Genomic DNA, 13,356 nt, shown 5'->3' with positions numbered 1-13,356 from the left:
GGGGCGGGGGCCCGCCCCCCCCCCCCCCCCGCCCCCCCCCCCCCCGGGCCGCCCGCCCGGGGGCCCCCCCCCCCCCCCTCTGGGTCTATCAGCCCTCGTGGTTAGACGAGGCCCTTCTTCTCCAGGGCGGAGCAGACGGTGTCGACGATCTTGCCGGTGACGAGGTAGGGGTCCATGTTCGCGTTGGGGCGACGGTCCTCGAGGTAGCCCTTCTTGTCCTTCTCGACCTGCCACGGGATGCGGATCGAGGCGCCGCGGTTGGAGACGCCGTAGGAGAACTGGGTGAAGTGGGCGGTCTCGTGGGCGCCGGTGAGGCGGTCCGCGATGCCGTCGCCGTAGACGGCGATGTGCTCGGCGGGCTTGTCGTCCTGGCCGAGGGCCTCGCACGCGGCGATGATGGGCTCGTAGTCCTCGCGCATCGCCTTGGTGGAGAAGTTGGTGTGGCAGCCGGCGCCGTTCCAGTCGCCCTTGGCGGGCTTCGGGTCGATCGTCGCGGAGACGTTCCATTCCTCGGCGGTGCGGTAGAGCAGCCAGCGGGCCAGCCACAGCGCGTCGGAGACCTCGAGCGCGGAGGCCGGGCCGACCTGGAACTCCCACTGGCCGGGCATGACCTCGGCGTTGATGCCGGAGATCGGCAGGCCGGCGGCGAGGCAGTTGTCGAGGTGCTTCTCGACGATCTCGCGGCCGAAGATCTCGTCGGCGCCGACGCCGCAGTAGTAGCCGCCCTGGGGGGCCGGGAAGCCGTTCTCGGGGAAGCCGAGCGGGCGCGAGCCCACCATGAAGGTGTACTCCTGCTCGATGCCGAACCAGGACTCCTGGCCCGCGTACTGCTCGGCGAGCTCGGCGGTCTTCGCGCGGGTGTTGGTGGGGTGGGGGGTGAAGTCGGTGTCGAGGACCTCGCACAGGACCAGGATCGAGTCGCCGCCGCGGATGGGGTCGGGGGTGACCTTGACGGGGCGCAGCACGCAGTCGGAGGAGTGGCCCTCGGCCTGGTTGGTGCTGGAGCCGTCGAAGCCCCAGATCGGGGGCTCCTGGCCCTCGTCGAGGATCTTGGTCTTGGAACGCAGCTTGGCCGTCGGCTCGGTGCCGTCGATCCAGATGTATTCGGCCTTGATAGCCATCAGGTAGGAGCCCTTCAAACGGTGACGCGGGTCCAGCTTCGCCCGAACCGCGCCGTGAAAGCAGAGCCCCGAGCCGTGAAGCTGTGCTGCCACGCTCCCAAAGGGCAATTTCTCGTTCGTTGAAGTCTTGTAAACAGTCTGTTAACCGCTGCTGTGCGTGAGCAGAGACGCGCTGTGCGTCCGTCTCGCCCCGCTTTCGGGCGTACGCGCGACCAGGCGCTATGAGTCCGACTCACCCTATTTTCGGCGATAAAATCTGGTTCACCCCGTATCCCCTCTCAGTCCCGTTTCGTTCTAACAGTTGCGAGCGGCGAGACCGCTCGCGCTCAGGTACAGGACGACGGGGGAGACGATGGGACGCATCGCCGGAGGCAGCGAGGTCACTCGCCGCTTCAGCGTGCTCCGATTCCTCCTCGGCGCCGCGCTCACCGCATTCGGGTCCCTGCTCTTGGGGGCCTTCGCGTTGGCCGCATCCGCTTGGGCATCAGACGATTCCGCAGCATCGCAGGGCCTTGCCGCGATGACCGACCCCCTCTCCGCAGAGGTGTCCGACATGTCGCGCCTGGCCGCGCGACTGATCCCGCAGAACCAGCTGGGACATCGGACAACGGCGGGGCAGGGGGAGGTCTCGGGGCTGGTGTCGGGCCTTGACGAGCCTGTGGTCTCCCTGGTGGACGAGACGGACGGGGCCGTGCGCACTGCGTTGCAGGGCGATGCCGTGCCTGGCCTACTCGACTTGGATGACGAGTCCGTCGGAGATCGCACCGCCGAAGTAGTGGTACCGCTGGTAGGAAACCTGGTGAAGGGAACGGCCTCCATTGCGGACGGCCCGGCCTCCGCGGTGCCCGGTGTCTACGAGACTGTCGCGCCCTCGACCGATCCGGTCGATGCACTGGCGCGACTGGTGACCGATGGCCTGCGCCTCGGCGACGGGACGACGCCCGGGAGCGTCCCCGTCGGTGCCGCAGGACAACCGAGCTTCACCATGCTTTCGGCGATGGCCTCCAACGAGGTGGCGGCGTCGCTCCACGGAGCGAACAGCGGCCGGCCGGCCGCCGCCGCCGAGTGCTCCGCCGAATACGAGCGGGGGACGGAACGATCCACTGTCGAGGACGTGCGCGGCGTGCCGCGCACCTCGGCCAGGCCGTGGCTGTACGACGGCCCCGGACTGCCTGACCTGAAGGTCATCCCCGGTGGAGCCAAAGGCTCGACCGCAGGTGTCAGCGTCGACAGCGGTCACACCGCTGTCTGCGCCTTCCCGTCAACCGCGGGGGAAGAGGTGTCACTCTCCCGCACGGTGATCGGGGAATTGGGGCGGCCGCTGGACCGCGCCGCCGAGCTGTCCGTCGCCCCAGACTAGGGCCTCCGCGCGTCGGTGCGCGGGGAACTTGAAGGCCGCCTTCAAAATCTCCCTCCGGTTGCAGTGCATGGGGTCTCACATCCCACGCCCTCCGGTGCGCCGACGCGCGGAAGTCAGTTGCACCACCGCTCCGAACAGGGCGGAAAGCCGAATCCGAAGTCGCCCGGGAATTCCCGGCGCACAACCCAGAAGGAAAACGCAACTCATGCGCAAGGTTCTCACTGTTGCCGCCGTCGCCGCCGGCGCCGCCGCTCTCTCCGCCGCTCCCGCCATGGCCGGTGGCAACAACTCCGGGGTCACCGCCGGGGACGTCTCCCTGGTGAACCTGGACGCCTCGAGCCTGGCCCACTGGCAGATCTGCGGCCAGAACGTCCTGACCCAGTCGTTCGGCCAGGTCTGCGACAACCGCGACCACATCGGCGACGGCCCGCAGTCCGGCGTGGACGCCGGCGACACCTCGCTCATCAACGGCGACGTCTCGAGCGCGCTGCACTGGCAGATCTGCGGCCAGAACATCGCCGTCTCGCCGTCGCTCGACCAGCAGTGCCTCAACTACGACCACCTGTCGGACGAGGCCCAGTAGCAGCACCAGCTCTGCCGGGGCGGGCGCGAGCCCGCCCCGGCGATTTCGAAATCCAACGATACGGGGGAAGTCCAATGCGCAAGTCCACCTACGTCCTCGCCGCCGCTGCGGGTGTCGCCGCCATCGGCGCCGTCGCCACGCCGGGCATGGCCGAGAACTCCGGCGTCACCGCCGGCGACACCAGCCTGCTGAACATCGACGCGTCCAGCGCCGCCCACTGGCAGATCTGCGGCCAGAACATCCTGGCCCAGTCGTTCGGCCAGGTCTGCGACAACCGCGACCACATCGGCGAGGGCCCGCAGTCCGGCGTCTGGGCCGGCGACACGTCCCTGGCCAACCTGGACATCTCGGACGCCGCCCACTGGCAGATCTGCGGCCAGAACATCGGCGTCTCGCCGTCGCTCGGCCAGCAGTGCCTCAACTACGACCACATGCCCAACACGGCGCAGTAGGTCGATCCCGGGGCGGGTCCGACGGGTCCGCCCTTCCGCACTCGAAAGGAACTCACGCAATGCGCAAGCTCACCGCAACCGCCGCCTTCGCGGCGGCTGGTGTCGCCGTCCTCGGTGCCGCCGCCTCGCCCGCGATGGCCCAGAACTCCGGCGTCGCCGCGGGTGACGTCAGCCTCGTCAACCTCGACGCGTCGTCGCTGGCCCACTGGCAGATCTGCGGCCAGAACATCCTGGCCCAGTCCTACGGCCAGGTCTGCGACAACCGCGACCACATCGGCGAGGACGGCCCGCAGTCCGGCGTCTGGGCCGGCGACGTGTCCGGCGTCAACGCCGACCTGTCGAGCGCCCTGCACTGGCAGATCTGCGGCCAGAACGTGCTCACCCAGTCCTTCGGCCAGGTCTGCGACAACGCCGACCACATCTCCGAGGACGAGCACGACTACGACAAGGGCCACGACCAGGGCGACTACTAGGCCGCGTCACACTCGGGCCAGGTCGGGAAAAGGTAGAGAACAATGGGCAACACCACCATGGCCGCGGTCTCGGCCGCCGCTGCCGCCGCGGCGGCCCTCTCGGGAGAAGTCGCTTCGGCCTCGACTCCCGACTGGCTGACGATCGCCACGGTGGAGACCGAACACGATTCGATGCTGCCCGTTCTGTGCGAGACCGACGAGACCGGTCCGCTCGTGGACACGGCCTGCGCGACGCTGCTCGGCGCCGACACCGCGCACGACGCGGAAGACTACGGGTATTCGCTGCCGGAGGCCTCCGGGGACTTCGGAGGCATGCCGACCCTGGTCAACGCAGATCTGCGGAACTTCGCCAAGTGGCAGGTCTGCGGCAACGCGATGGCGGCCTCGGCCGAGGCCGTCGAGTGCGACAACTCGATCCAGGGCCCGAGCGAACCGGTGGGTCCCAGCGGGATCGCACTGGTCAACGCGGACGCCACAGGTGCGTTCCACTGGTCGGTCTGCGGCCTCGCCGTCGGACAGACGATGGAGACGTTCGACTGCTGATCGGCGGTCCGCTTTCATACCCAAGCGGCCGGAGCCTCATGGCTCCGGCCGCTCCCTTGCGTCCCTTAGTACTTCACGGTCCAGCTCTGGCCGCGGCGCAGGCGGACCGGCTCGCCGCGGACCAGCACCTTGGTGTCGCACGCGGCCGCCAGCGTCACCTCGGTCACCTCGCCGCCGCTCCAGGCGAGCCGCTCCACGGTGACGCCGCCGCGGGCCCGCAGGCCGCGGACCTCGCCTTCGGGCCAGGCGCTCGGGAGCGCGGGCAGCAGTTCGATCACCGGGGCCCCGCCCTCGGTGCGGTGCGACTGGACGAGCATCTCGGCGACGGCTGCGGTCGTGCCGAAGTTCCCGTCGATCTGGAACGGCGGGTGCGCGCACAGCAGCGAGGCGTAGACCCCGCCGTCCGCGTACTCGGCGCCGTCGCCGCGGAAGCCCACGGGCGTGAGGAACTCGCCGAGGAGGCGATGCGCGCGGTCGCCGTCGCGCAGGCGCGCCCACAGCGCGGTCTTCCACGCCAGGGACCATCCGGTGCCCGCGTCGCCGCGCGCTTCGAGGCTCTTCCTTGCGGCGTCGAGCAGTTCGGGGGAGTCCGCGAAGGAGTCGCCGGGGAAGACGCCGTACAGGTGCGAGACGTGCCGGTGGTTCGGCTCGGCCTCTTCGCGCTCTTCGGCCCATTCGAGGAGGCGCCCGTCGGCGCCGATCTTCGGTCCGGCCAGTCGCGGCACGGCCGCCTTGATGCCCTCGACGAGTTTGAGATCGTCGCCGTGGAGCGTCTCGGTGACCACGTCGGCGGCTTCGAGGATGAACGCGAAGAGCTCGCGCACGAGCGTCGCGTCCATCCCGGTGGACTCGTCGACCGCCGAGTTCCCCTGGGGGGTCACGAACTCGTTCTCGGGGCTGGTGGCCGGGCTGGTGACGAGGGTGCCCTCCTTGCCCTCGGAGAGGCGGTCGAGCGCGAAGCGGGCCGCGCCCAGGGCGATCGGCAGGTGCTCGGCAAGGAACTCCTCGTCGCGGGAGAAGCGCCAGCGCTCGGCGAGGTGCATCGAGAGCCAGACGCCGCCCATGGGCCAGTTCTGCCAGCATGCGCGGCCCTGCACCGGGACGGTGGTGCGCCAGTAGTCGGTGTTGTGGTGGCAGCACCAGCCGTCGGCGTCGTAGAGGACGCGGGCGGTCTCGGCGCCGGTGCGGGCGAGGTCGCCGACGAGCCCGAACAGGGGCTCGTGGAACTCGGGGAGGCCGCAGGTCTCGGCGGGCCAGTAGTTCATCTCCACGTTGATGTTCGTGGTGTAGTCGCAGTTCCACGGCGGGGTGACGTGGTGGTTCCAGATGCCCTGCAGGGTCGCGGCCTGGGTGCCGGGCCGCGAGGAGCCGATCAGGAGGTAGCGGCCGAACTGGAAGGCGAGCACGGCGAGGTCTTCGTCGTCGCCGCCCGCGGCGCGGCGGTGCAGCCGCTCGGCGGTCGTCGCGTTTTCCACAGGGGCCTGTGGACTGAGGTCGAGGCCGACGCGGTCCATGAGCTCGCGGTGCGCGGCGACGTGGGCGTCGAGGACGGCGGACCAGCCGGTCTCGGCGGCCCGGAGGGCCTCGCCGCGGGCGGTGCCGAGCGCGGCCTGCTCGTCGAAGTCGGACTGCAGGGCGACGTAGACCTCGATGCTGCGGGCGCCGCTGATGCGGTGGCCGCCTTCGGTTTCGGTGGCGTCGCCGTCGCTGCGCACCTGGGCGTTGAGACCGAGGCGGCGCACGCCTTCGGTCGTGGAGTAGTCGGGCTTGCCGCCGAGGACGCTGACCGGCGCGTGGCCGGTGAAGTCGAACGCGGTCGGGTTCGAGGCGGCGGTGCCGCCTTCGTGGGGCCACTCGAAGCGCAGTTCGAGGTCGAACGCCTCCTCGGCGGTCCACCGCAGGGCGATGACCTGGTAGGCGGCGGAGGCGAAGGCCTGGTGGGCGACGCGGCCGCGCGTCACCGTCGCGACGCCGTCGCGCAGGTCGAGTTCGCGCCGCTCGCCTTCGGTGTCGTCGGAGTGGGTCACGACGAAGGCGCCGGCGGGCTGGTAGGCGTCGGGCTCCCTGCCGGTCATGCCGGACGCGAGCTGGTCGGCGGCGAAGTAGTCGCCGCGCCGCACCGCTTCGGCGGCTTGGGCCGCAAGGCCCGCGGCGCCTTCGGGGACGGTCCAGGAGCCGTCGCCCGCCCAGAAGCCGTCCTCGTTGAGTTCGATGCGGGGGCCCCACAGCATCGCGCCGATGCGGCCCTCCCCGATGGGAAGGCCCTCGTGCCAGGCGCCGGGAGCGGAGTCGTACGTGAGCTTCAGTGCTGCAGCCATGCCCTCGATCCTATAGGATATAGGGTTGGGGCTGTCCGAAGGCGGTCGCGCGGCCCTCCGGTCGACCTGACGCACACCTGCCCGGGTTGGCCGCGTGGCGGGATGCCTTCGCCGCGTTGGCGTCGCGCGGCACGTGAAGGCCAGATCTTCATAGAGCCCATGTCTCCGCGGCGCCGAGTCCGGCAGTGCCCTCGCGCGAGCGCTGCGGGGGCGCCGGCGCTTGCGCACCGTTGCGGTGGTCGTGTGGGACGTGGCCAGCCGCGTCCCGGCCCCGACCGGCGGTTCCTCTGTTATCGGATCGCGCTGCAACCCCACCCGCCCCATGCGCGTGGAGGCAGTGCCCATCGCGAATCCGGCACATTCGTTTCCTCTGGCAGACGGAAAACGGAGCATCCCCGAGTGGAACTCAAGCAATCCTTCAAGCAGGCCGGTCGTTTCGGCCTCACCGCGGCGGCGGGCCTCGTCGGCTCGCTCGCCATCGCCTCGGCCGCGCAGGCCGCGGTCGAGACGATCTTCATCAACGACGGCAACGTGCCCACGACCGCTGGCGACTTCGAATACTCCTGCGCAAACCTCCCCGCAGACCGCGCGGCGACCGAGGACGGCTGGGTCTTCGTGCTCCCCGCTTCGGCCGGAGTCGAAGGCAACTTCATCTCGGTGACCGCGACCTTCGAGGACGGGGACGGGGACGAGTGGGTCCTCAGCACCGACACCGACGGCGGGATCGTCGACGGCTCGGGCGACAACAAGGCGTACATCATCACGCCCGCCGGCTGGACCCTGACCGGCGCCGAAGCCGAGGTCGAGGGCCCCGACGACGACGCGTTCTTCAACCTCACGCACGCCTGCCCCGGCGAGCCGGGCGAGGAGGAGACGACCCCCGGCGAGGAGTCGTCCTCTCCCGGCGAGGAGCCCTCGTCCCCGGGTGAGGAGAGCTCGAGCCCCGGCGCGAGCGGCACCCCCGGCGAGGAGTCGACCACTCCGGGCGGCGCCAACCTGCCGACCACCGGCGCCCCGCTGACGATCGCCCTCGTCTCGGCCGCGGCGCTCGCCGCGGGCGGCGCCGCGCTGTTCATGTTCATGCGCCGCCGTCGCGAAGCCCAGGACTGGTAGTCCGACCGGCGGCCCCACCGGCCGCGCTCCGACCGTTCGAGGACCGACGGCAGGCGCGCGACCGGTAAGGCCGCCAACGGGTCACGACGGTCCGGGCCCCCACAGCCCGAACCGACACAGCCCTTGACGACGCCCCCGCGTGAGCTGTCGCGGGGGCGTCGCCATGCCCGCCCCGGTTTGCCCCGTCTGCGCAGGTCAGCCGTTCGGCCGATGTCACGATCATCCGAATGCGACGCAACGCGGGCCCTGGTGCGAACGTGAATACTCTGCCCATCGCCAGGTCCAGCGGCTCCCAGAGTCGTCCCGTCTAGACCGGGTGCAGAAGAACGACAGGCGTTATCGAAACCGGCACGTTCGATTCCTCCGGCCACCCATCACGGAGAGCAATCCCATGAAACTCACACGCCGCCACAAGGTCCTGGGCGCAACCGCCGCCGCAGGCCTGGCGGGAGCCGTCGCGCTCGCCTTCGCCGTCCCCGCGCTCGCGGGCGCGAGCACCCTCATCGACATCAACGACGGCAACGTGCCCACCACCGCCGAGGGCTTCAAGACCCACAGCTGCGACCAGATCCCCGGCGGCACCGCCGCCTGGCTCGACGGCTGGGTCTTCGTCCTGCCCTCCTCGGTCAAGGCCGAGGGCAACTTCGAGTACATCGAAGCGGTCTTCCAGGACGAGGACGGCAACGTCATCCGCTACGACACCGAGGACGACGGCGGCATCGTCTCGGGCTCGGGCGACAACAAGGCGTACATCGTCACCCCCGCCGGGCTCACCCTCATCGACGCCGAAGCGCGGGTGAACCTCAAGGAGGACAACAAGAAGGGCAAGGAGCCCGAGTTCAACCTGACTCACGCCTGCCCCGCGACCGAGCAGCCGCCGGGCGAGGAGACCCCGACTGAGGAGCCGTCCTCGCCGACTGAGGAGCCCTCGTCCCCGACGGAAGAGCCGTCGAGCCCGACTGAGGAGCCTTCATCGCCCACGGAGGAGCCCTCCAGCCCTACGGAGGAACCGTCGAGCCCGACCGAAGAACCTTCCTCGCCCACGGAGGAACCGTCGAGCCCCACGGAAGAGCCGTCCTCGCCGACCGAGGAGCCTTCGTCTCCGACTGAGGAGCCCTCCAGCCCGACCGAGGAGCCTTCCAGCCCCACGGAAGAGCCCTCGTCGCCCACGGAGGAGCCCTCCAGTCCCACCGAGGAACCGTCGAGCCCCGTCGAGTCCAGCTCCGCCGCGCCGTCCTCAGAGGCCCCGTCCTCGCAGGCGCCCTCGAGCTCGACGCCCGGCCAGGCCTCGACCACCCCGGCCGGCAACTCGCTGCCCAGCACCGGCTCGTCCCTGACCTACGCCCTCGGCGCAGGTGCGCTCCTCGCGGCGGGCATCGCCCTGCTCGTGGTGCAGCGCCGCCGGGCCGAGCACGCCGAAGGCGCCTGACCTGGGTTCGGTGCGGCGCCCGCGGGGCTCCGCACCGAAATCCGGCCCGTTACCAAAACGTTATGCAACCGGCCGTGTCGCCACCGCGTTTAGCAGTTGTCTCAAGACAGGACGCCCGATTCGTCGGGAAGGAGACACCGCGACTACCGCCCGCTGCTTGACGGTGCGGTCCTTGTCGGGCCCCCGGAATCCTGCCACCGGGGGCCCGACCCTAAGTCGACGCCCCGGAGCCGTCCCCCCCTTGGCTCCGGGGCGTCGCTTGTTTTCCAGCTCATATCGGGTGCGTAAAACTCACATTCGCAGGACCCGATCCCTGTCTTCTCCGTGGTGGACCCGGTACATTACCCGCAGGTTCACACCTGCCCCGTTACCCTGTTTCCCGAGGTGCCAGCTGCCCGGCATCGCACCACGCCCGCACAGGAGTGCCCGCCACATGGCCACCGAAGCCACTGAAGAGAAGAAGGACGCGCCGCAGCCCGGCCGCGTCGACAAGTTCTTCGGCATGACCGAGAACAAGACGAACTGGAAGCGCGAAGTCCTCGCCGGGACCACGACCTTCCTCGCGATGGCGTACATCCTCGCCGTCAACCCCGGCATCCTCAGCATCGCGCTCACCGAAGCCGGGGTCGACGCCCCCAACCCGGGCGCGGTCTTCACCGCGACCGCGCTGGCCTCCGCGCTCGGCTGCCTCGTCATGGGCCTGTGGGCCCGCTACCCGATCGCCACCGCGCCGGGCATGGGCCTGAACGCGTTCTTCGCGTTCACCGTGGTCCTCACCCTCGGGATCCCATGGCAGACCGCGCTCACGGGCACGCTCGTGTCGGGCGTGCTGTTCTTCATCCTCGCCGTCACCGGTGCGCGCGAGGCGATCGTGAACGCGATCCCGACGCAGCTGAAGCTCGCCGTCGGCGCCGGCATCGGCCTGTTCATCGCGTTCATCGGCCTCAAGGGCGGCGGCATCGTCGTCGCCGACCCCGCGACCCTGGTGTCGCTCGGCCCGTTCCAGGGCGAAGGCTCCAGCACGGTCCTGCTCACCGTCTTCGGCCTCCTCGTCACCGCCGTGTTCATGGTGCTGGGCTGGAAGGGCGGCGTCTTCTACGGGATGCTCGCCACGCTGGTCGCCGGCGTCCTCACCGGCGTCATCGACCTGGAGCTCGCCGAGGGCTTCACCCCGAACCTCGACTCGTTCGGCGCGGCCTTCACCGGCTTCGAGGACGCGTTCACCGCCCACATGATCGCGGTCATCCTGACCATGCTGTTCGTGGACTTCTTCGACACCGCCGGCACGCTCTTCGCCGTGGCCGGCCAGGCCGGCCTCGTCAAGGAGGACGGCAAGCTCCCGCGCGCGGGCCGCGCCCTCGCCACCGACTCGATCGCGACCTCGGCGGGCGCGGTGCTCGGCACCTCGACCACCACGGCGTACATCGAGTCGACCGCGGGCGTCTCGGTCGGCGGCCGCACCGGTCTCACGGCGGTGACGACGGGCTTCTGGTTCGTCGTGTCGCTCGTGGCGTTCCCGGTGTTCGGCCTGTTCGCGAACAACCCGGCGGTCACCGCGCCGGCCCTCATCGTCGTGGGCGTGCTCATGGCGAAGGCGCTCGGCCAGATCGAATGGAACAAGCTGGAGTACGCGATCCCGGCGTTCCTCATCGTCATCGCGATGCCGCTGACCTACTCGATCTCGAACGGGATCGCGCTGGGCCTGGTGTTCTTCCCGATCATGATGACCGCCAGGGGCCGCTGGCGCGAGGTGCACCCGATCGCGTGGGTCCTCATGCTCGCCTCGATCGGCTACTTCTTCTTCTTGACCGAGTAGCGCGGCCTCACCGAGTAAGCGGCGCAAGCGAAAAGGGGCCCGGGATCGAATCCCGGGCCCCTTTTGCCGTGCGCTTACGCCGCGCGGCGCAGCGCCTCGGTCAGTTTGAGGCGCGAGCCGGTGTACAGGACGCTGCGCTTGTACAGCTGCGCGCCGAGCGCGAGCGCTCCGGCCGCAGCGAGCACGAGGAGCGCGATGGAGAGAGCGATCTCCCAGGCCGGGACCGTGGTGATGGCCATGCGGGTGGGCATGGTGATCGCGGAGAACGGCGGCACGATCGAGAGGACCTGCGCGAACGTGCTCGTGGGCGCGTTCAGGGTGAAGATCGCGCCGATGTAGCTCAGGGTCAGCGACATGATGAGCGGGGTCAGGACCGACCCGGACTCCTCCTGGCGGGAGACGAGCGAGCCGACGCCGCCCGCGAGCGTCCCGAAGAGGACGAGCGCGATGAGCCACCAGCCGATGGTGGAGACCGCCGCGGAGGCGGTGCCCGGGGGCAGGTCGGCGAGCACGCCGGTGGCGGCGGAGACGCCGAGGCCGACCGCGACCATGGCGACGAGGTTGACCAGGGAGATCACGCCGAGGCCGATGACCTTGCCGCCCAGGAGCTGCCAGGGCTTGAGGCTGGTGAGGAGGATTTCGACGATGCGGCTGGACTTCTCCTCGACGACGCCCATGGCGATGTACTGCACGGGGGTCATGAGCATCATGAACATGATGATGGAGATGACGAGGCCGGTGAAGTAGCTGGTCACCGGGTCGCTCTCGCCTTCGGCGAGGGTGACGGTCTCCAGGGGCCGCGGCGTGAGCGCGGTGGCGATCTCGGCGTCGCTGAGCCCGGCGTCGGCGAGGTTGGTCTGGACCGTGGCGGCCTGCCAGGCGGCGTCGAGCTGGGCCTGGAGGCTCTGGTCCGGGTTCTCCTCGCTGTAGAGCGTGCCGTCGGCGACTGCGGTGTCGACGGTGCCGTCCTCGACGGCCCGCTCCGCTTCGTCCGCCGAGTCGTACATGGTGATGTCGAAGCCGCCCATGGCGTTGAGCTGGCCCTCCATCGCGGAGGCGTTGGTGCCGGCGAGGCCGATCTTCTCGGCTTCGTCGTCGCCGCCGCCGAGGATCGTGGGCAGTGCGGCGAGCACGCCGACGATGACGACGGTGACGATGAGGCTGACGAGGTTGGCCTTGGAGAGGCCGCGGACGCGGATCTCGCGTCCGGCCACGAGCATGAGGCCCCGCATCCGCGAGGTCTCGGGGGCCCGAGTTTCGGGAGTCTGGGCGCTCATCGGGTCACGGCCTCTCGGAAGATCTCGGCGATGGTGGGCTGGTCGTAGGCGAAGTGGGTGACGCGCCCGGCGGCGGCGGCGATGCGCAGCACCTCCTGGTCGTCGGCGTCCTCCACGAGGTAGTCGTCGCCGTCGCGGGTGACGGTGCCGGGCAGCGAGGCGCTGAGGTCCTGGGCGGTCTGGACGCTCACGCGCAGCTGCTTGACCTCCTTGGCCTTCAGCTCCTCGACGGAGCCGGCGGCGATGATCGTGCCGTTGCCGATGATGACCACGGAGTCGCAGAGGCGCTCGATGAGGTCGAGCTGGTGGCTGGAGAAGATCACGGGCGCGCCGGCCGCGGCGCGGTCCTTGAGGGCGGTGCCCATGACGTCGACGGCGAGGGGGTCGAGGCCGGAGAACGGCTCGTCGAGGATGAGCGCCTCGGGGTCGTGGACGAGCGAGACCGCGAGCTGGACGCGCTGCTGGTTGCCGAGGGAGAGGTCCTGCACGAAGTCGCCGGAGCGCTCGGTGAGGTTGAGCTGCTCCAGGAGCGCGGCGGCGGAGCGCTTGGCCTCGGCGCGGCTCATGCCGTGCAGCTCGCCGAAGTAGGCGATCTGCTCGGCGGTCTTCATCTTCGGGTACAGGCCGCGCTCGGAGGGCATGTAGCCGAAGCGGCGGCGCGCCTCGACGTCGAGCGGGGCGCCGTTGTAGACGATGCGGCCGGAGTCGGCGGCGAGCACGCCCATGGCGATGCGCATGGTGGTGGTCTTTCCGGCGCCGTTCGCGCCGACGAATCCGACCACCTCCCCGGGGGCTGCGGTGAGCGACACGCCGTCGAGGGCAACGGTGTCGCCGAACCGCTTGTGGAGGTCCTTGATTTCGAGCATGGATT

The 13,356-nt window shown here is 70.1% G+C and carries 12 protein-coding genes; 8 read left to right on the top strand and 4 right to left on the bottom strand.

Annotation, left to right across the window (positions count from 1 at the left end):
• Window positions 1-101 precede the first annotated feature (101 nt).
• A complete protein-coding gene (gene glnII / locus O2L52_RS20265; RefSeq protein ID WP_270117811.1) occupies window positions 102-1,121 on the bottom strand; it encodes a glutamine synthetase GlnII in 1,020 nt (339 codons plus the stop codon).
• Window positions 1,122-1,473: 352 nt separating this feature from the next.
• Between glnII and O2L52_RS20260 the strand changes: the two genes are divergently transcribed.
• The 5 genes from O2L52_RS20260 (at window position 1,474) to O2L52_RS20240 (ending at window position 4,532) form a co-directional block, all read left to right on the top strand.
• Window positions 1,474-2,481 (top strand): hypothetical protein, encoded by a 1,008-nt coding sequence (locus O2L52_RS20260; protein WP_270117810.1) that lies wholly within the window; start codon window positions 1,474-1,476, stop codon window positions 2,479-2,481.
• A gap of 205 nt (window positions 2,482-2,686) precedes the next feature.
• Entirely contained in the window at window positions 2,687-3,064 is a 378-nt protein-coding gene (locus O2L52_RS20255; RefSeq protein WP_270117809.1) for a hypothetical protein, read from the top strand.
• 74 nt (window positions 3,065-3,138) lie between these two features.
• Entirely contained in the window at window positions 3,139-3,516 is a 378-nt protein-coding gene (locus O2L52_RS20250; RefSeq protein WP_270117807.1) for a hypothetical protein, read from the top strand.
• A gap of 59 nt (window positions 3,517-3,575) precedes the next feature.
• Window positions 3,576-3,989, top strand: coding sequence for a hypothetical protein (locus O2L52_RS20245; RefSeq protein WP_270117806.1), 414 nt, complete (start codon window positions 3,576-3,578; stop codon window positions 3,987-3,989).
• A gap of 42 nt (window positions 3,990-4,031) precedes the next feature.
• Entirely contained in the window at window positions 4,032-4,532 is a 501-nt protein-coding gene (locus O2L52_RS20240) for a hypothetical protein (protein ID WP_270117803.1), read from the top strand.
• A gap of 65 nt (window positions 4,533-4,597) precedes the next feature.
• On the opposite strand, the gene O2L52_RS20235 is transcribed toward O2L52_RS20240, so the two are convergent.
• Window positions 4,598-6,850, bottom strand: coding sequence for a glycosyl hydrolase family 95 catalytic domain-containing protein (locus O2L52_RS20235; protein ID WP_270117801.1), 2,253 nt, complete (start codon window positions 6,848-6,850; stop codon window positions 4,598-4,600).
• Window positions 6,851-7,249: 399 nt separating this feature from the next.
• On the opposite strand from O2L52_RS20235, the gene O2L52_RS20230 reads away from it, so the two are divergent.
• The 3 genes from O2L52_RS20230 (at window position 7,250) to O2L52_RS20220 (ending at window position 11,208) form a co-directional block, all read left to right on the top strand.
• Complete coding sequence (locus tag O2L52_RS20230) at window positions 7,250-7,963, top strand: LPXTG cell wall anchor domain-containing protein (RefSeq protein WP_270117799.1); 714 nt, start codon at window positions 7,250-7,252, stop codon at window positions 7,961-7,963.
• A 391-nt stretch (window positions 7,964-8,354) separates the two neighbouring features.
• Window positions 8,355-9,392: an LPXTG cell wall anchor domain-containing protein gene (locus tag O2L52_RS20225; RefSeq protein WP_270117798.1), complete on the top strand. Its 1,038-nt coding sequence runs from the start codon at window positions 8,355-8,357 to the stop codon at window positions 9,390-9,392.
• A gap of 433 nt (window positions 9,393-9,825) precedes the next feature.
• Window positions 9,826-11,208, top strand: a complete 1,383-nt coding sequence (locus O2L52_RS20220; protein ID WP_270117796.1) for an NCS2 family permease — start codon at window positions 9,826-9,828, stop codon at window positions 11,206-11,208.
• Window positions 11,209-11,282: 74 nt separating this feature from the next.
• On the opposite strand, the gene O2L52_RS20215 is transcribed toward O2L52_RS20220, so the two are convergent.
• Complete coding sequence (locus O2L52_RS20215) at window positions 11,283-12,485, bottom strand: ABC transporter permease (RefSeq protein ID WP_270117795.1); 1,203 nt, start codon at window positions 12,483-12,485, stop codon at window positions 11,283-11,285.
• Window positions 12,482-13,351, bottom strand: coding sequence for an ABC transporter ATP-binding protein (locus O2L52_RS20210; protein ID WP_270117793.1), 870 nt, complete (start codon window positions 13,349-13,351; stop codon window positions 12,482-12,484). The genes O2L52_RS20215 and O2L52_RS20210 overlap by 4 nt, the downstream gene beginning before the upstream one ends.
• Between the last annotated feature and the right edge of the window lie 5 nt (window positions 13,352-13,356).

It is taken from the genome of Glycomyces algeriensis, assembly GCF_027622855.1.
GTDB lineage: Bacteria > Actinomycetota > Actinomycetes > Mycobacteriales > Micromonosporaceae > Glycomyces > Glycomyces algeriensis.
This window is presented reverse-complemented; position numbering and strand designations above follow the sequence as displayed.